Annotated in this window: 19 protein-coding genes; 7 read left to right on the forward strand and 12 right to left on the reverse strand. The window is 72.2% G+C overall.

Annotated features, from left to right (window positions below):
• Window positions 1–58: 58 nt before the first annotated feature.
• The 4 genes from AB0H71_RS30175 to sdhC are packed head-to-tail and all read right to left on the reverse strand — an operon-like array spanning window position 59 to window position 3448.
• On the reverse strand, window positions 59–832 hold the full coding sequence (locus AB0H71_RS30175; RefSeq protein ID WP_357027598.1) for a succinate dehydrogenase iron-sulfur subunit: 774 nt from the start codon (window positions 830–832) through the stop codon (window positions 59–61).
• On the reverse strand, window positions 832–2601 hold the full coding sequence (gene sdhA / locus AB0H71_RS30180; protein WP_357027601.1) for a succinate dehydrogenase flavoprotein subunit: 1770 nt from the start codon (window positions 2599–2601) through the stop codon (window positions 832–834). Before sdhA ends, AB0H71_RS30175 begins: the two co-directional genes overlap by 1 nt.
• A 15-nt stretch (window positions 2602–2616) precedes the next feature.
• A complete protein-coding gene (locus AB0H71_RS30185; RefSeq protein WP_357027603.1) occupies window positions 2617–3048 on the reverse strand; it encodes a succinate dehydrogenase hydrophobic membrane anchor subunit in 432 nt (143 codons plus the stop codon).
• A gap of 1 nt (window position 3049) precedes the next feature.
• Window positions 3050–3448 (reverse strand): succinate dehydrogenase, cytochrome b556 subunit, encoded by a 399-nt coding sequence (sdhC, locus tag AB0H71_RS30190; RefSeq protein WP_357027606.1) that lies wholly within the window; start codon window positions 3446–3448, stop codon window positions 3050–3052.
• Window positions 3449–3940: 492 nt separating this feature from the next.
• Between sdhC and AB0H71_RS30195 the strand changes: the two genes are divergently transcribed.
• The 3 genes from AB0H71_RS30195 to AB0H71_RS30205 all read left to right on the forward strand — a co-directional run bounded on the left by AB0H71_RS30195 (window position 3941) and on the right by AB0H71_RS30205 (window position 7142).
• Window positions 3941–4342, forward strand: coding sequence for a cytidine deaminase (locus AB0H71_RS30195; protein WP_357027609.1), 402 nt, complete (start codon window positions 3941–3943; stop codon window positions 4340–4342).
• Window positions 4343–4420: 78 nt separating this feature from the next.
• On the forward strand, window positions 4421–5710 hold the full coding sequence (locus tag AB0H71_RS30200; RefSeq protein WP_357027612.1) for a thymidine phosphorylase: 1290 nt from the start codon (window positions 4421–4423) through the stop codon (window positions 5708–5710).
• A gap of 334 nt (window positions 5711–6044) precedes the next feature.
• Window positions 6045–7142: an adenosine deaminase gene (locus AB0H71_RS30205; protein ID WP_357027614.1), complete on the forward strand. Its 1098-nt coding sequence runs from the start codon at window positions 6045–6047 to the stop codon at window positions 7140–7142.
• A 4-nt stretch (window positions 7143–7146) separates the two neighbouring features.
• Here the strand turns inward: AB0H71_RS30205 and AB0H71_RS30210 are convergent, their stop codons facing one another.
• Genes AB0H71_RS30210 through AB0H71_RS30230 form a run of 5 tightly spaced genes read right to left on the reverse strand, consistent with a single transcriptional unit; the run spans window position 7147 to window position 10556 of the window.
• Window positions 7147–8403 carry a primosomal protein gene (locus AB0H71_RS30210; protein WP_357027617.1) on the reverse strand — a complete coding sequence of 419 codons (1257 nt, stop codon included), beginning with the start codon at window positions 8401–8403 and terminating at the stop codon, window positions 7147–7149.
• Window positions 8404–8436: 33 nt separating this feature from the next.
• The gene (locus AB0H71_RS30215; RefSeq protein WP_357027620.1) at window positions 8437–8778 is read right to left on the reverse strand and encodes a YbaB/EbfC family nucleoid-associated protein; all 342 of its coding nucleotides are present in this window, start codon (window positions 8776–8778) and stop codon (window positions 8437–8439) included.
• Entirely contained in the window at window positions 8775–9125 is a 351-nt protein-coding gene (locus tag AB0H71_RS30220) for a hypothetical protein (protein ID WP_357027622.1), read from the reverse strand. Before AB0H71_RS30220 ends, AB0H71_RS30215 begins: the two co-directional genes overlap by 4 nt.
• Complete coding sequence (locus AB0H71_RS30225; RefSeq protein WP_357027625.1) at window positions 9122–10234, reverse strand: NlpC/P60 family protein; 1113 nt, start codon at window positions 10232–10234, stop codon at window positions 9122–9124. Before AB0H71_RS30225 ends, AB0H71_RS30220 begins: the two co-directional genes overlap by 4 nt.
• Before the next feature lie 4 nt (window positions 10235–10238).
• Window positions 10239–10556 (reverse strand): hypothetical protein, encoded by a 318-nt coding sequence (locus tag AB0H71_RS30230; protein WP_357027628.1) that lies wholly within the window; start codon window positions 10554–10556, stop codon window positions 10239–10241.
• Window positions 10557–10676: 120 nt separating this feature from the next.
• On the opposite strand from AB0H71_RS30230, the gene upp reads away from it, so the two are divergent.
• Window positions 10677–11300, forward strand: coding sequence for a uracil phosphoribosyltransferase (gene upp / locus AB0H71_RS30235; protein WP_357027631.1), 624 nt, complete (start codon window positions 10677–10679; stop codon window positions 11298–11300).
• Between the two features lie 10 nt (window positions 11301–11310).
• On the opposite strand, the gene AB0H71_RS30240 is transcribed toward upp, so the two are convergent.
• Together AB0H71_RS30240 and AB0H71_RS30245 are read right to left on the reverse strand one after the other, a co-directional pair.
• The gene (locus tag AB0H71_RS30240; protein WP_357027634.1) at window positions 11311–12813 is read right to left on the reverse strand and encodes a phospho-sugar mutase; all 1503 of its coding nucleotides are present in this window, start codon (window positions 12811–12813) and stop codon (window positions 11311–11313) included.
• On the reverse strand, window positions 12814–13593 hold the full coding sequence (locus tag AB0H71_RS30245; protein WP_357027637.1) for a purine-nucleoside phosphorylase: 780 nt from the start codon (window positions 13591–13593) through the stop codon (window positions 12814–12816).
• Between the two features lie 105 nt (window positions 13594–13698).
• Between AB0H71_RS30245 and AB0H71_RS30250 the strand changes: the two genes are divergently transcribed.
• The 3 genes from AB0H71_RS30250 (at window position 13699) to AB0H71_RS30260 (ending at window position 16865) form a co-directional block, all read left to right on the forward strand.
• The gene (locus AB0H71_RS30250; RefSeq protein WP_357027640.1) at window positions 13699–14406 is read left to right on the forward strand and encodes an enoyl-CoA hydratase-related protein; all 708 of its coding nucleotides are present in this window, start codon (window positions 13699–13701) and stop codon (window positions 14404–14406) included.
• 72 nt (window positions 14407–14478) lie between these two features.
• On the forward strand, window positions 14479–15684 hold the full coding sequence (locus AB0H71_RS30255; protein ID WP_357027642.1) for a M20 family metallopeptidase: 1206 nt from the start codon (window positions 14479–14481) through the stop codon (window positions 15682–15684).
• 35 nt (window positions 15685–15719) lie between these two features.
• Window positions 15720–16865, forward strand: a complete 1146-nt coding sequence (locus AB0H71_RS30260) for a M20 family metallopeptidase (RefSeq protein WP_357027646.1) — start codon at window positions 15720–15722, stop codon at window positions 16863–16865.
• Here AB0H71_RS30260 and AB0H71_RS30265 read toward each other — a convergent pair.
• Window positions 16862–17341 (reverse strand): gamma-glutamylcyclotransferase, encoded by a 480-nt coding sequence (locus tag AB0H71_RS30265; protein ID WP_357027648.1) that lies wholly within the window; start codon window positions 17339–17341, stop codon window positions 16862–16864. The genes AB0H71_RS30260 and AB0H71_RS30265 overlap by 4 nt on opposite strands.
• Between the last annotated feature and the right edge of the window lie 149 nt (window positions 17342–17490).

Below are 17490 nucleotides of genomic sequence, written 5' to 3' on the forward strand. Positions count from 1 at the left end.
ACGCCGACGGCCGCCCTCGCGCGGGGCGGGGGCGGCCGTCGGAGCGGTATCGCGGAGCTCAGCGGGCGAAGAGCAGCGCCCGCTTGACCTCCTGGATCGCCTTGGTCACCTCGATGCCGCGGGGGCACGCGTCGGTGCAGTTGAAGGTGGTGCGGCAGCGCCACACGCCCTCGACGTCGTTCAGGATGTCGAGCCGCTCGCGCGCGCCCTCGTCCCGGCTGTCGAAGATGAAGCGGTGCGCGTTCACGATCGCGGCCGGGCCGAAGTAGCTGCCGTCGTGCCAGTACACCGGGCACGAGGTGGTGCAGCAGGCGCAGAGGATGCACTTGGTGGTGTCGTCGAACCTGGCCCGGTCGGCCTGGCTCTGGATCCGCTCGCGGGTCGGCTCGTTGCCGGAGGTCATCAGGTAGGGCTTGACCGCGCGGAAGGCGTCGAAGAACGGCTCCATGTCCACCACGAGGTCCTTCTCCACGGGCAGGCCGCGGATCGGCTCGACGGAGACGGTGATGCTCTTGCCGTCCTTGGGCAGCATGTCCTTCATCAGGACCTTGCAGGCCAGCCGGTTCACCCCGTTGATCCGCATGGCGTCGGAGCCGCAGACCCCGTGCGCGCAGGAGCGGCGGAAGGTGAGCGTGCCGTCCAGGTAGGACTTGATGTAGATCAGCACGTTCAGGAACCGGTCGGTGGAGAGCACCGGCACCTGGAACGACTCCCAGTGCGCGCCGAGGTCGTCCTCCGGGTTGAACCGCGCCACCTTGACGGTGATCATGGTCGAGCCCTCGGGCACCGGCGCGGCAGCGGCCGGGGTGCCCTTGTCCAGTACGGCAGTCATCAGTACTTACGCTCCATCGGCTCGTAGCGGGTCTGCACGACCGGCTTGAAGTCGAGGCGGATGTCGGAGAGCAGCTCCGCGCCCTCCTTGTACGCCATCGTGTGCCGCATGAAGTTGACGTCGTCGCGGTCCGGGTAGTCCTCGCGGGCGTGGCCGCCGCGCGACTCCTTGCGGTTCAGCGCGCCGACCACGGTGACCTCGGCCAGCTCCAGCAGGAAGCCGAGCTCGACCGCCTCCAGCAGGTCGCTGTTGTACCGCTTGCCCTTGTCCTGCACGGTGATCCGCGCGTAGCGCTCCTTGAGCGCGTGGATGTCGGTGAGCGCCTGCTTCAGCGTGTCCTCGGTGCGGAACACCGACGCGTTGTTGTCCATCGACCGCTGCAGCTCGGTGCGGATGTCGGCCACCCGCTCGTTGCCGTGGTCGGAGAGGATCAGCGCGAGCCAGTCCTGCACCATGGCCGCCGGGTTCTCCGGCAGCTCGACGAACTCGGAGCGCTCCGCGTACTCGGCGGCGGCGATGCCCGCGCGCCTGCCGAAGACATTGATGTCGAGCAGCGAGTTGGTGCCGAGCCGGTTGGCGCCGTGCACCGAGACGCAGGCGCACTCGCCGGCGGCGTACAGCCCGGGCACCACGTTCTCGTTGTCGCGCAGCACCTCGCCGCGGATCCGGGTCGGGATGCCGCCCATCACGTAGTGACAGGTCGGGAAGACCGGGACCAGCTCCTTCACCGGGTCGACGCCCAGGTAGGTGCGGGAGAACTCGGTGATGTCCGGCAGCTTCTCCTCGAGCACGTCCTCGCCGAGGTGGGTCACGTCGATGTAGACGTAGTCCTTGTTCGGCCCGGCGCCGCGGCCCTCCAGCACCTCGAGCACCATCGAGCGGGCGACGATGTCGCGCGGCGCGAGGTCCTTGATGGTGGGGGCGTAGCGCTCCATGAACCGCTCGCCCTCGGCATTGCGCAGGATGCCGCCCTCGCCGCGGACCGCCTCGGAGATCAGGATGCCGAGCCCGGCCAGCCCCGTCGGGTGGAACTGGTGGAACTCCATGTCCTCCAGCGGCAGCCCCTTGCGGAACACGATCGCCATGCCGTCGCCGGTCAGGGTGTGCGCGTTCGAGGTGGTCTTGTACATCCGGCCGGAGCCGCCGGTGGCGAAGATGATCGACTTCGCGTGGAAGACGTGCAGCTCACCGGTGGCCAGCTCGTAGGCGACGATGCCGGTGGCGACCGGGCCGTGGTCGGTCTCGGTGAGCACCAGGTCGAGCGCGTAGAACTCGTTGAAGAACTCCACGTCGTGCTTGACGCAGTTCTGGTACAGCGTCTGCAGGATCATGTGACCGGTGCGGTCCGCGGCGTAGCAGGCGCGGCGCACCGGCGCCTTGCCGTGGTCGCGGGTGTGCCCGCCGAAGCGGCGCTGGTCGATCCGGCCCTCGGGCGTCCGGTTGAACGGCAGCCCCATCTTCTCCAGGTCGAGCACCGCGTCGATGGCCTCCTTGGCCATGATCTCGGCGGCGTCCTGGTCGACGATGTAGTCGCCACCCTTGACGGTGTCGAAGGTGTGCCACTCCCAGTTGTCTTCTTCGACGTTGGCCAGCGCCGCGCACATGCCGCCCTGGGCCGCGCCGGTGTGGCTGCGGGTCGGGTACAGCTTGGTCAGGACCGCGGTCCTGGCGCGCGGCCCCGCCTCGATCGCCGCGCGCATGCCCGCGCCGCCCGCACCGACGATCAGGACGTCGTAGCGGTGCTCTTGAACAGGACGAATGTCTGTCATCGAGGGTGCCTGTTCCTAACTGATGTTGGGGTCGAAGGTGAAGATGACGTACGTGCCGACGCTCACGATCAGGAGGATCGAGACCGCCAGCAGCGAGTTCAGCCAGAACCGGGTCGAGTCCTTGCGGGAGTAGTCCGCGATCACGGTGCGCAGCCCGTTGCCGCCGTGCAGCTGCGCGAGCCAGAGCATCGACAGGTCCCAGACCTGCCAGAAGGGGCTGGACCAGCGGCCCGCCACGAAGGCGAAGTTGAGCCGCTTCACGCCGCCGTCGAGCAGCAGCATGATCGACATGTGGCCGATCACCAGCACGATCAGCAGCAGCCCGGAGAAGCGCATGAACAGCCAGGCGTACTTCTCGAAGTTGTTGCTCGACCGGCCGCGCGGCGCGCGCGGCAGATCGAGGCTGGCCGGACGGTCGTAGGACTTACCGAGGACGGGTGCAGACATCTCAGTGCTCCGTGAAGAGGTAGAAGAACATCCGGCCGATGGCACCGCCGGCCAGCACCGCGGTGAGGCCGAGGATGATCCAGAGCATCAGCTTCTGGTAGCGCGGCCCCTGCGACCAGAAGTCGACCAGGATGACCCGCACGCCGTTCAGCGCGTGGAAGAGCACGCAGACGACGAGCCCCATCTCCATGAGCGCGACCAGGGGGTTCTTGTAGGTCTCGATCGTGTCGTTGTAGGCCTCGGGGCTCACCCGGACCAGGGCCGTGTCCAGCACGTGGACGAAAAGGAAGAAGAAGAGCGTGACGCCGGTGATCCGATGCAGCGCCCAGGACCACATTCCGGGGTCGCCTCGGTACAGCGTCTTCCGCTTCGGCTGAGCCGGAGCTTCGATCGTGGTCATAGAGTGCGGTGCCTCCAACGTCGTTGATGGACCCGGTCACAGATCCGACGCCGGCTGCGTGGAGGGGGCGAATGCCCAGGTGGCTGCGCTCCGGCCCGCCGCCGGGAAACTGAACCGTTCTGCGATCGACTCTAATCCTCCGGGTTTGCCGGAACTAATTCGGCGTGCCGTGCGTTAGCCGACACCGGTCCGAGTTAGGTTTACCTTTGTCGCAGCGGAAAGGGTTGTCGTGCGGTCGCCGCGCGCCCGTTTCCGGCACCTCGCAGTGGGTGCCCCGGTGCCTGTTTCCGGGTCTAAAATCCCTGCGTAGCAAGCGAAAAGGGGACTAAACCGGGTTCGTTCCCCGACTTCTCCGCATTCCGTGCCGGTAGCGGGGCGGTGATGCGTTGCTCGGCATTGCGGACCGGCGCAATGTGGAAAATGTCTCACCGCGTTGCCGCCTGTACCCGGAAAGCTACCCGGCGGTAATGAAGAGAACGAAAGTGGGTGCCGATGACGATCGACTGGAGCGGCTTGCGGGCGAGCGCGCGGGACGCGATGCACCGAGCCTACGCGCCCTATTCGCGATTCCCGGTCGGCGCGGCCGGGCTGGCCGGGGACCGGGTGGTGACCGGGTGCAATGTGGAGAACGTGTCCTACGGGCTCGGGCTGTGCGCGGAGTGCGTGCTGGTCGGCAATGCCGTCGCCACCGGTGGGGGGCGGCTGCGGGCGGTGTCGGTGTGCGATTCCCGCGGCGCGATCCTGATGCCGTGCGGGCGGTGCAGGCAGGTGCTCTTCGAGCACGGGGGTGCGGAGTTGCTCATCGATCACCCGTCCGGGCCCAAGCCGCTCGGCGCCCTGCTGCCCGATGCCTTCGGGCCGGACGATCTCGCCGCGGGCGAGCGGGAGCGCTGAACTCCCTTCCGGTAGCCGCCGCCCACACGGCGGTTTCCGGCCCGGCGGGGGCGAGCAGCCCTGTGCCACACTCGGCCCGTGACGGCACTCGACGCGATTTCCATCATCACGGCCAAGCGGGACGGCGGGGAGCTCACCGACGCGCAGATCGACTGGGTCATCGATGCCTACACCCGCGGCGCGGTGGCCGACGAGCAGATGTCCGCGCTGGCCATGGCGATCGTCTGGCGCGGGCTCGACCGCAGGGAGACCGCGCGCTGGACCGCCGCCATGATCGCCTCCGGGCGGCGGATGGACTTCACCGACCTGCCCCGGCCCACCGTGGACAAGCACTCCACCGGCGGCGTCGGCGACAAGATCACGCTGCCGCTGGCGCCACTGGTCGCCGCCTGCGGCGCCGCGGTGCCGCAGCTCTCCGGACGCGGGCTCGGGCACACCGGCGGCACGCTGGACAAGCTGGAGGCGATCCCGGGCTGGCGGGCGGACGTCCCCGTTCCCCGGATGCGGGAGATTCTGGCCGACCCGGCGATCGGCGCCGTGATCTGCGCGGCCGGCGCCGATCTGGCCCCGGCGGACAAGAAGCTGTACGCGCTGCGCGACGTCACCGGCACGGTGGAGTCGGTGCCGCTGCTCGCCAGCTCGATCATGAGCAAGAAGATCGCCGAGGGCACCGCGGCGCTGGTGCTCGACGTCAAGGTCGGCGCCGGAGCCTTCCTGCCCGACCTGGCCGACGCCCGGGTACTCGCCCGCACCATGGTCGAGCTCGGCACCGACGCCGGGGTGCGCACCGTCGCGCTGCTCACCGCCATGGACACCCCGCTCGGCCGGACCGCGGGCAATGCGCTCGAGGTCGCCGAATCGGTCGAGGTGCTGGCCGGGGGCGGGCCGGACGATGTGGTCGCGCTGACCCTCGCGCTCGCCGGCGAGATGGTGCGGGCCGCCGGGGCGGACGCCGACCCGGCCGATGTGCTCGCCTCCGGGCGGGCCATGGATCACTGGCGGGCCATGATCGCCGCCCAGGGCGGTGACCCGGATGCCCCGCTCCCGCGCGCGGCGCACACCGAGACCGTGGTCGCCTCCGCCGACGGCGTGCTCACCCGGCTCGATGCCCGCGCGGTCGGCATCGCCGCCTGGCGGCTGGGAGCAGGCCGCGCGCGCCAGGGCGATCCGGTGCAGGCCGGTGCGGGTGTGGTCCTGCACGTCAAGCCCGGCGAGCGGGTCCGCGCGGGCGCCCCGCTCTGCACCCTGCACACCGACACCCCCGCGGCCTTCGACGGCGCCCGCGCCGCGCTCGACGGCGCGACGACCATCGCCCCCGAGGGCGACACGTCACCCGCCGCCCCGCTGGTACTCGACCGCATCGGCTGACCCGGCCGGTGCATCAACCGGGCAGGCCCCGGCGACTCCCGCACGGAGCCCGCCCCGCAGCACACGGGCGGCGGTGAGGCGCGGCGGTGAGGCGCGGCGGTGAGGCGCGGCAGTCAGGCGCGGCGGTGAGGCGCGGCGGTGAGGCGCGGCAGTCAGGCGCGGCAGTCATGCGCGGCGGGGCGGGCTCGGTGGGGCGCGGGCGCGGCGGGCGGTCATCCGGCGGGTGACGCGTCGGCCAACCGGATTCGGCCCGGGGGCGAGCGCCCGGTGAACCAGCACTGCCACAGCCGGTAACCAGCGGTACGCGGGCGCCGAGGGCGGCTAACGTTGGGTCATGACAGGACCGATGCCGCTCACCCTCGCCTCGATCCGCCGCGCGCCCAAGGCGCTGCTGCACGACCACCTGGACGGCGGGCTGCGCCCCGCCACGGTGCTCGAACTCGCCGAAGCCTGCGGCTACGCCGAGCTACCCGCCGCCGACGCCGAGAGCCTCGGCACCTGGTTCCGCGATGCCGCCGACAGCGGTTCGCTGGAGCGCTACCTGGAGACCTTCGCGCACACCGTCGCCGTCATGCAGACCCCGGAGGGGCTGCGCCGGGTGGCCCGCGAGTGCGTCGAGGACCTGGCCGAGGACGGCGTGGTCTACGCCGAGGTGCGCTTCGCCCCGGAGCAGCACCTCTCCCGCGGCCTCACCCTGGACGAGGTGGTCGAGCACACCCTGGATGGCTTCCGCGAGGGCGAGCGGCTGGTGGCGGCGGCGGGCGGCCGGATCACCGTGGTCTGCCTGCTCACCGCCATGCGGCACGCGGCCCGCTCGCGGGAGATCGCCGAGCTCACCGTGCGCTTCCGGGACCGCGGCGTCGGCGGCTTCGACATCGCGGGCGCCGAGGCCGGGTACCCGCCCACCCGGCACCTGGACGCCTTCGAGTACATGCGGGCCAACAGCGCGCACTTCACCATCCACGCCGGCGAGGCCTTCGGCCTGCCCTCGATCCACGAGGCGCTGGCCTACTGCGGCTGCGACCGGCTCGGCCACGGGGTGCGGATCACCGACGACATCACCGTGCCGGGCGCGGTGGCCGACGCCGAGCTGGGGCTGGTGGCGAAGTACGTGCGGGACACCAGGATCCCGCTGGAGCTCTGTCCCTCGTCCAATGTGCAGACCGGCGCCGTCCCCTCGCTGGACAAGCACCCGTTCGACCTGCTCGCCCGGCTCCGCTTCCGGGTCACGGTGAACACCGACAACCGGCTGATGAGCGACACCAGCATGAGCAGGGAGATGCTCAAGCTGGTGCAGACCTTCGGCTACGGCTGGAGCGATCTGGAGCGCTTCACCATCAATGCCATGAAGTCGGCGTTCATCCCGTTCCCGGACCGGCTGAAGATCATCGACGACGTGATCAAGCCGGGCTACGCGGTGATGCTCGGGTAGCGCTTCACTTCCGCTGGTCGAGCTTGGTCTCGAACCAGGTCTCCAGCTCGCGCCAGGCGGTGGCCTCGGCCTGGAACGGCGGGCTGGGGGCCAGCCGGGTCGGGTCCGGGTTCAGCAGGTAGGAGACGTACCAGCCGAGCGGGGTGGAGGGGGCGAGCGCCTTCTCCACCGCGTCGTCCTCGGCGTAGTCGGCGGTGTCGGTGAAGAGTTCCACGGCCAAGTCCAGCTGGTCGACGTCGACGGTGCGCGGGCCCTCGCCGAGGTCGTCGCCGAGGCCGGGCAGCACGTAGACGTTCTCGTCGGTGACCTCGACCTCCAGCGAGCCGTCGATGGCCGCGGTCTGCACCTCGTCGTAGGTGCTCACCCGGGCCAGGTCGTGCTCGTGGTCGTCGGCGAGGTGCCTGGCCAGCGCGCGCTCCGAGTCGAAGACCGCGATGGCGCCGTTGCGGCCGAGGAAGATCGGCTCGTCGTCCAGGTAGCAGCGCAGGGTGAACCAGGTGCCGTCGGCGGTGATGATCTTGACCGGGTCGATGCCGACCTCGGCCCAGAACGACTCGTCCTCGTCGTCGTCCTCGGTGTCCTCGTCGTCGGCCTTGGTGAGGTCGACGGCCTCGAACTCCTCGCTGTCCGCGGCGTCGTCGGCGTCGACCACGTTCTCCTCGGCGGCGAGCAGCTCGGCCTCGGCCACCGCGACCGCCTCGGCATCCACGTCGGGGGATTTCACCACGCCGTCGATGGCGTCGAGCACGGCGTCCCAGCCCTTGGCGATGGCGGCGCCGACCTGGTCCCAGAGCTCCTCGCCGTCGCGCCCGGTGAAGGCGTTCGGCCCGCCGGGGAGCGCGCCGAGCACCGGGTTCCCACCGAAGAACTTGGTGACGGTGTCCAGCTCGCAGACCTCGCCGATATTGCGCACCATCTCGAGCGTGTCCTCCAGCTCGGCGACGGTGTCACCGTCCGGGTCGCCCGCGGCCAGCTCCGGAACACCGACCAGATCGAAGGTGTGCTCCTCCTCCGGCTCCAGCTCCGCCGCCGACAGCCCGGCCACGACCTTCCAGGCCGGATGGTCGACGAGATCGTTGTCCGAGTCGGTGCGGATGAACGCGGCGAGCTCCGCGACGGACTCGAATCCGTACAGGCTGTCCTCGTGCCCGAGGAACGCCTCCCACTCGTCGTCACCGTCCCGCCAGCGCGGTGCCCAGAGGGTGACGAGATCGCCATCGGTCAGACCGAGCTCGATCGGGACGATGTCTCCAGAAGCCATGGGCGGAAGCCTATCGACCTTCCGGCTCAGGCACTATCCCGCCTGCCCGGCCCCGGGCCCGGCACCGGGAGCGGGCTCGGGGGCGAACGACTCGTTCAGTGTCGCAACGACCTTCGAGCGCTGTCCGCCCGCCTCCTCGGCGGCCTGCCTGCACGCCCACACGATGAGCTTGCCCACCTCGGCCGGGGGCAGCGCGGTGACCGCCTCGGAGAGCCGCAGCGCGGTGAGCGCGCCGTCGCTGTCCACCTCGACCTCGACCGCGCCATCCTCGGTGGCGAACCGGCCGCGCACCTGCTTCAGGCCGTGCAGCGCCGCCTCCAGCGCCTCCAGCTTGCTGGTCGCCCTGGCGACCAGCGCGTCCATCTCCGCGCTCATACCGGCCTCATCCAGCTCGTCGGGCCGGTGTCGGCATCGTCCATCCGGTCCAGCTCGTCCACCGCCTGGTGCCTGGTCGGCAGGCCGAGCCGGTCCAGGATGTCGGCGGGCATGCCCGCCTCGGCCAGCGCCTCGCGCCGCTTGGCCTTCGCCGCGATGGTGGAGCGCCGCGTGAGCCGCAGGATCTCAGCGGCGAGCGCCTGTGCGCCGTACCGGTACTCGCTGCGCTCGAAGCCGATCTCCACCGGCATGCCCTGGTCCGTGGCGCGCACCGTGACGGTGCCCGCCCGATTGCTGCTGGCCGCCACGGTGACCGGCGGGACGCCGGGCTCCTGCTGCTCGCTCACGATGTCGGCCTGTAGAAGCCGTAGAAGTCCATCCCCGAATTCTCCGTTCGCACCGAACTGATCTGGACCGGGTCGCCGGCCTCGACGAACTGGCCGTTGCCGATCACCATCGCCACGTGGCCGTCCCAGATCGCCAGGTCGCCGGGCATGAGATCGCCGGCCGAGACCTGGGTGGCGCCATTGCCCTGCTCGGCGGCGAGCCGCGGCAGCTCCACCCCGGCCTCGCCGTAGGCGTACTTGGTGAGCCCGCTGCAGTCGAGCCCGGCGCCGGGGGAGTTGCCGCCCCAGACGTACGGGGTGCCGACCGTGCCGAGCGCCGCCTGCACCGCGGTGGCGGCCCGCTCGTTCGGCGCCTCCACCCGGCTGCCGTCCGGCAGCGTGATCTCCACGCCGTCGCGGGTCGGCGCCGCGGAGCCGGTGTCGGGCTGCTGGGTGCCGGGCGACGGCGTGGTTGCCGATGGCGTCGCCGCCTTGGACGCCTCGGTGACCAGCGGATTGTTCAGCACCGTGCTGAGCAGCGAACCGGCGCTGCTCGCCACCCCGCTGGCGCCGGAGAGCAGCTGCTGCGGGATGCCGGAGGACGCGAGGGTGGAGGCGAGCGAGGTAGAGGGCGGCGGTGTCAGCCCGGTCATGCTCGCGGTGTGCGTATCCAGTTCGTTCTGCACCCGCCCGACCACGCCGACCGCCTGGTTGATGTGGTCGATGGCGGAGCCGATCACCGCGGTGAGCCCGGGCGGGGTGGCGATGGCGGGGCCGAGCGCGGTGGCGGTGGAGACGAAGGACTGCAGGATGCCGTTGAGATCCTTCTGGCCGCTCTCCACCTCGGCGGCGGCCTGGTTCACCACCGTCGCCATCTCGGTGCCGTTGTCCGAGATGGTCGCGGCCGAGGTCTGCACCCGGAGCGCCTTCGAGGTGGTGGCGTCGGCCGCGGTGCCGTCCCAGGCGGTGTTCACCTGGTTGATGCTGCTGCGGCCGAGCTCGTGGATCCGGTCCACCGCGGCGGAGGTGGCGCGCAGCGCGTCGGCCGGGCCGCCGGTGGGCAGGACGCCGGAGCCGAATGAATTCAGCAGGTCGACCAGGGGTTTCGCCAGTGCGTCGATATCGATCACGCGCTCACCCGTTCGGATCGGTGGCCGCGATGGCGGCCGCGCTGCCGAGCTCGGTGTCCGCGATGGCGCCCGCCGCGGCCGTGGCCGAGCCGCCCATGCTGCTCAACACCGCGGAGAGCTGGCCGATGGCGGCGACCTGGCCCGCGTGCGCGGCGGCGTACGCGGCCATGAAATCACCGCCGATCAGCCCCATGATCGGCCCGAGCAGCGCGGGCCCCGCCCCCGCCGCCGCCGCGCCCGCCGCGGCCATCTCCCCGGCCATGACTTGCGCGGACGCACCGTAGGCGACGATGCCATCGGTATCCGCCGACGTCTTGTCCATAACAGCCCCCCATCCGTTCCCCAGGCAGAGTACGTCATCCACTCTCTTCGACGCGCCCGCTCGGCCGCCGGTTCCCTGGCTCGGCGGTGAATTTCCGCGGCGCGGTTCTATCGTTCCACCATGCGCACCCACACCGTGGACCATCCGCTGGCCGCCGCCCTGCTCACCACGCTGCGCGACGCGCGCACCGTGAACGCCGAGTTCCGCTCCGCGCTGCGCGACCTCACCGGGATCCTCGTCTACGAGGCCCTGCGCGACGCCCCGGTCACCCGGTTCGACGTCACCACCCCGGTCTCGATCGCCGAGGGCACCCGGCTCGCCGCGCCGCCGCTGCTGGTCCCGGTGTTGCGGGCCGGGCTCGGCATGGTGCACGCCGCCGCAGGGTTCGTGCCGGACGCCAGGATCGGCTTCGTCGGCATGGCGCGGGACGAGGCGACGCACGAGCCGGTGCCCTACATGGAATCGCTGCCCGAGGACCTCTCCGACGTGCCGGTCTTCGTGCTCGACCCCATGCTCGCGACCGGTGGCTCCATGCGGCACACGCTGGAGTTGCTGGTGGCGCGGAAGGCGCGGGACATCACCGCGCTCTGCGTGGTCGCCGCGCCCGAGGGCATTGCCACGCTGGGCGATTCCGGGCTGCCGGTGCGGCTCGTCACCGCCGCCATCGACACCGGCCTGAACGCCGACGCCTTCATCGTCCCCGGCCTGGGCGACGCGGGCGATCGTCAGTTCGGACCCCGGTAGAGAATCCTGTTCAGGCGGGTTGCAGGCCGGTGCAGAACTCGCGGAGGGCGGTCAGGCGCTCGGCGGCCGACTCGCGGGCGTCGGGGAGTGCGGTGGGGGCGGGGACCGGGCGGACGACCTCCAGGTAGCACTTGAGCTTGGGCTCGGTGCCGGAGGGGCGGATGACGATCCGGTCGGTCTCGTTCTCGAAGACCAGGGCGTCGGTGCGCAGCGGGCCGCGGGTGGCGGCCAGGTCGGTGTAGCGCACCGGGGCGCCCGCGATCCGCTCCGGCGGGGCTTGCCGGAGCGCGGCGACCAGGGCCGCGGCGGCGTCCTGGCCGGCCAGGCGGAGCGAGACCTGGTCGCCCGCGTGCACGCCGAACTCGACGGCGTAGCGGTCCAGCTCGGCGAGCAGGGTGCCGCCCGCGGCACGGCGCCGGGCCACCAGGTCGGCGGCGAGCACGGCGGCGGAGATGCCGTCCTTGTCCCGGACGGCGGCCGGGTCGACGCAGTGCCCGATGGCCTCCTCGTAGGCATAGACCAGGCCGGTCCCGGCCCTGGCCAGCCACTTGAAGCCGGTGCGCGTCTCGGCGTAGCGGGCGCCGCGCGCGGCGGCCACCCGGCCGAGCAGCCGGGAGGAGACCAGCGTCGTCGCGACCAGGGCACCCGCCGGGGCGGTGCGCAGCACGTCGGCGCCGAGCAGCACCCCGGTCTCGTCGCCGCGCAGCATGCGCCAGCCGTCCGGGCCGGGCACGCCGAGCGCGCAGCGGTCGGCATCCGGGTCCAGCGCGATGGCCAGGTCCGCCCCGGCCCGCTCGGCCAGCGCGAGCAGCAGGTCGGCCGCGCCCGGCTCCTCCGGGTTGGGGAAGGCGACGGTGGGGAAGTCCGGGTCCGGCTCGAACTGCTCCGGCACCACGTGCACGTCGTCGAAGCCCGCCGCGGCCAGCGCGCGCAGTGCCACCGCGCCGCCGACGCCGTGCAGCGGGGTCAGCGCGATCCGCACCGGCGCGCGCTCGCCCGGCCCGCCGATCCGCTCCGGGATCCCGGCCACCCGGGCCAGGTACGCGGCGAGCGCGCCGCCGTCGGCCGTTGGCACGGCGGTGCGCGGAATCGGCTCGGTGACGGCCTGGATGGCCCGCTCGATCTCGGTGTCCGCCGGGGCCACCAGCTGCGCGCCGCCCTCCAGGTACACCTTGTAGCCGTTGTCGGCGGGCGGGTTGTGCGAGGCGGTGATCTGCACCCCGGCCACCGCGCCGGTCGCGCGCACCGCGTGCGCCAGGACCGGGGTCGGCAGCGGCTCGGGCAGCAGCGTCACCGGGAACCCGGCCGCGGCGAAGATCTCCGCGGTCACGGTGGCGAACTCCGCCGACCCGTGCCGCGCGTCCCGGCCGACGACCACCCGGCCGCCGCCGAGGCAGCGGTCGCGCAGCCAGGCGGCGAGCCCGGCGGTGGCGCGCGCGACGGTGACCGCGTTCATGCCGTCCGGGCCGTCCCGCAGCGGGCCGCGCAGCCCGGCGGTGCCGAAGCGCAGCATCTAGAGCCGCTCCAGGATGCCGCGCAGCAGCTTGCCGAGCCGCGGCGCGGCGGCATTGCCCTCGGCCAGCACCTCGGCGTGCGAGAGGTTGGCCCCGGTGACCCCGGCGGCCAGATTGGTGACCAGCGAGATGCCGAGCACCCGGACCCCGAGCGCGCGCGCCGCGATCGCCTCCAGCACGGTGGACATGCCGACCAGGTCCGCGCCGATGGTGCGCAGCATCGTGATCTCCGCGGGCGTCTCGTACTGCGGGCCGATCAGCCCGGCGTACACCCCCTCGGCCAGGCTCGGGTCGACCTCGCGGGCCAGCGCGCGCAGCTCGGGATCCCAGGCGTCGACCAGGTCGACGAAGGCCGGGCCGGTGAGCGGGGTGCGGGCGGTGAGGTTGAGGTGGTCGGCGATGAGCACCGGCTCGCCGACGGCCATGCCGTCCCTGATGCCGCCCGCGGCATTGGTGAGCAGCACGGTCTCCGCGCCCGCCGCGACGGCGGCGGTCAGCGGGACCACCACCTCGGCGGGGGAGTAGCCCTCGTAGAGGTGCTGGCGGCCCATGAGCAGCAGCACGTCGGTGCCGCCGACCGGCACCGAGTGCACGGTGCCGACGTGGCCCTGCGCGGTCGGCGTGCCGAAGCCGGGTAGCTCCGGCATCGGCACCGAGGCCCGCGGCGTGCCGATCTCCGCGGCCGCGTCCTGCCAGCCCGACCCGAGCACCACCGCGACCCGGTGGCGCGCTACCCCTGTCCGCTCGGCGATCACCGCGGCGGCCTCTTCGGCAAGCATGGGGTCACGATAGCCGGGGGCGGTGCGGGCTCCGCGCGGGTGTGGCCCCGGTCACCGCCCGGCCTCGGCTACCCGCCGGTAGGGTCGCCCGGTTAGGCTGCCCGCATGCCGTATCTGGAGCGCCGGGGTGACGTATTCGTGCTGTACCTGGGATCGGAGGAGCAGCACGGGGCGGACGAGGAGAACCGCTTCCACCCGGACCTCCTCGCCCGGCTGAACGCGCTGCTCGACGAGGTCGAGCGCTCCGCGGGCCCGGCGGCGCTGGTCACCACCGCCACCGGCAAGTTCTTCAGCAACGGCCTGCACACCGAGTGGCTCTTCGCCAACCCCGGCGAGATGCACGGCTACCTGGACAGCGTGCACGCGCTCTACGCGCGGCTGCTCACCTTCCCGCTGCCCACCGTCGCCGCGGTGAACGGCCACGCCTTCGGCGCGGGCGCCATGCTCGCCACCGCGCACGACTTCCGGGTCATGCGCGCCGACCGCGGGTACTGGTCGCTGCCGGAGGTCCACCTCGGCATGCCCTTCACCGTCGCGATGAACGCGCTGCTCACGCACCGGCTCACCAACCAGGTCGCGGTCAAGGCGATGACCACCGGGCACCGCTTCGGCGCCGACGAGGCGATCTCGGCGGGGATCGTGGACGCCAAGGCCGGGGCGGACAGCCTGCTCGATATCGCGGTCGAGCAGGCCGCGGGGCTCGCGGCCAATCGCAAGCCCAACCTCGCCGTCATCAAGCGCGCCCTGCACGGCGCCGTCCTGCCGGGCCTCACCACCCCCACGACCCCCGAGAACCTCGCCTTCGGCGCGTGATCGTCCGCAACCGTTCCGCTCACGCTGGGTTGAACGGGCGGTAACCACCGGGGTAATGCCAGACTGGTCGGCATGCCCGCTATCGACGCACCGACGGATGGTGCCGTCGCGCGGGTGCATGCCGCGGTCGAGGTTGCCCGAGACGGGTTGATCGGGCTCTCGCACGCCCTGCACGCGGAGCCGGAACTCGCCTTCGACGAGGTACGCAGCGCCGCGCGGACCATCGAACCGCTGCGCGAGCGCGGCTTCGCGGTGACCACCGGGGTGGCCGGGCTCCCCACCGCCTTCCGCGCGGTCTACGGCAGCGGCGAGCTGACCGTCGGGCTGTGCGCGGAGTACGACGCGCTGCCGGAGATCGGCCACGCCTGCGGGCACAACATCATCGCCGCCGCCTCGGTCGGCGCGGGGCTCGCGCTGGCCGACGTCGCCGACGAGCTCGGGCTCACCGTGGTGGTGCTCGGCACCCCGGCCGAGGAGAGCGGCGGCGGCAAGGTGCTCATGCTCGACCACGGCGTCTTCGACGACCTGGCGCTGGCCATGATGGTGCACCCCGGCCCGTTCGACGTGGTGGGCGCGCGCTCGCTGGCGCTCAGCGACCTCTCGGTGCTCTTCCACGGCCGCGCGGCGCACGCCAGCGCGGCGCCGGAGCGCGGCCGCAACGCCGGCGACGCCGCCACCGTCGCGCAGGTGGCGCTCGGGCTGCTGCGCCAGCACCTCGGCCCCGGCCAGCAACTGCACGGTATAGTCAACGACGGTGGCGTGGCCCCCAATATCGTGCCCGGACGTGCGGAATTGCTGTATTACCTCCGCGCAGCCGATTCCGCGTCGCTGGACGATCTGACGCGGCGGGCGTCGGATTGCTTCGCGGCGGGCGCCCTCGCGACCGGCTGCACCCACGAGATCCGGACGCTCGCGCCGACGTACACCGAGCTCACGCCCGATCCGGCCCTGCTCGCGGTGTACCGCGAGCAGATCACCGGCCTCGGCCGGACGCCGCTGCCGCCGGAGTTCGAGGCGCAGCGGCCGCTGGGCAGCACCGACATGGGCAATGTCACCAACATCGTCCCGGGCATCCATCCGGTGATCGGCATCGAGGCCGGCGGCGCGGTGACGCACCAGCCGGAGTTCGCCGCGGCGAGCGTCACCGCCTCCGCCGATCGCGCCGTGCTGGACGGTGCGGTCGCGCTGGCGTGTACCGCCGTGGCCGTGGCCCGCGATGAGCAACACAGGAGCAGTCTGTTGCAGCGACTCGTTCGACGACAGGAGGACATTCGGTGAGCACGAGCGGTCATCTGGTGCGGTCGGGCCGGAACGTGGTTGACACGTGGCTGGCCGAGCACCAGGTGGACCTGGTCCAGTGGCGCAGGCACATCCACGCGAACCCGGAGCTGTCCAGGACCGAGTTCGCGACGACGGAGTTCGTCGCCGCGTGGCTGACCAAGGCGGGGCTCGCGCCCCGGGTCCTACCCGGCGGCACCGGGCTGATCTGCGATATCGGCCCGGACGGGCCGCGGATCGGGCTGCGCGCCGATATGGACGCGCTGCCGCTGCAGGAGTTCACCGGGCTGCCGTTCTCCTCCACCGTGCCCGGCGTCTCGCACGCCTGCGGGCACGACGCGCACACCACCATCCTGCTCGGCGCCGCGCTGGCGCTGGCCGATGCCGAGCTGCCGGTCGGGGTGCGGTTCGTCTTCCAGCCCGCCGAGGAGGTCATGCCGGGCGGCGCGATCGACGTGGTCGCCACCGGGGCCATGGAGGGGGTCGAGCGGATCTTCGCGCTGCACTGCGACCCGCGGCTGGAGGCGGGCCGGGTCGGGGTGCGGGTCGGGGCCATCACCTCGGCCGCCGACACCGTGGAGCTGGTGCTCGACTCGCCCGGCGGCCACACCTCGCGGCCGCACCTCACCAGCGACCTGGTGTACGCCATCGGCACCGTCATCACCGGGCTGCCCGGCCTGCTCAGCCGCCGGATCGACCCGCGTACCAGCACCGTCATGGTCTGGGGTGCGGTGAGCGCGGGCAAGGCGCCGAACGCCATCCCGCAGACCGGCATGCTCACCGGCACCGTGCGCACCGGCGACCACGCCACCTGGGAGCTGCTGGAGCCGCTGGTGCGCGAGATCGTGGACGCGCTGCTCGCCCCGACCGGTGTGCGCTACCAGCTCAACTACCGGCGCGGCGTGCCGCCGGTGGTGAACGACGAGCGCTCCACCCGGATGTTCGAGGCCGCGATCAACGACCTCGGCCCCGGCGCGCTCGCCGACACCCCGCAGTCCGGCGGCGGCGAGGACTTCTCCTGGTACCTGGAGGAGGTGCCGGGCGCCATGGCCCGGCTCGGCGTCTGGTCCGGCCGGGGCGAGCAGCTCGACCTGCACCAGCCCACCTTCGACATCGACGAGCGCGCGCTCGCCGTCGGCGTGCGCGTGCTCACCAATATCGTGCTGCAGGCCAGGCGCTAGACCGAGAAGTTGCCGGGCCCGACGTTGCGGCTGTTCCTGGTCCGCAGCGCGTGCACGTAGTCGGCGGGGGCGCCCGCCTTCTCCGCCGCATCGGCCATCACGCCGATGTAGCGCGCGGAAGGCAGCCCGCCCTCGTACGCGTCGAGCACGTAGAGCCAGGCCAGCACCGGCGGGGCGCCGCTGCCGGTGCTGGGGGTGACGCGCAGCCGGATCTTCTTGTGGATGCCGAAGTCCGAGCCCTCCCAGCGGTCCAGCCGCTCCTCGTCCTCCGGGGAGACGTCGTAGAGCACGACGAAGACCCGCGAGCCCGGCTCCTCGACGACGGTTGCCAGCGGCCCCTCCCAGCCGATGTCGTCACCGGCGAAGGTCAGCCGCCACCCCTCCAACCAGCCCGTTCCCGACATCGGGGAGTGCGGACAGCGCTCGAGCATCTGTGTGGAGTCCATGTTGGATCCGTAGGCGGCGTATATCGGCACCCGGAGAGCGTATCCAATGTCGCCGCCGCGGCCACCGGGTCCCGGCGGACCGGCTCGACATCGGGCGCCGCGCGGGCTGCCGAGCCGGTCCGAGCTCGGCCGATTACGGTTGAGCACGGAGCACCGGAGATCCCGGGACCAGCACGAGC

It is taken from the genome of Nocardia sp. NPDC050697 (genome assembly GCF_040654395.1).
Classification (GTDB): Bacteria; Actinomycetota; Actinomycetes; order Mycobacteriales; family Mycobacteriaceae; genus Nocardia.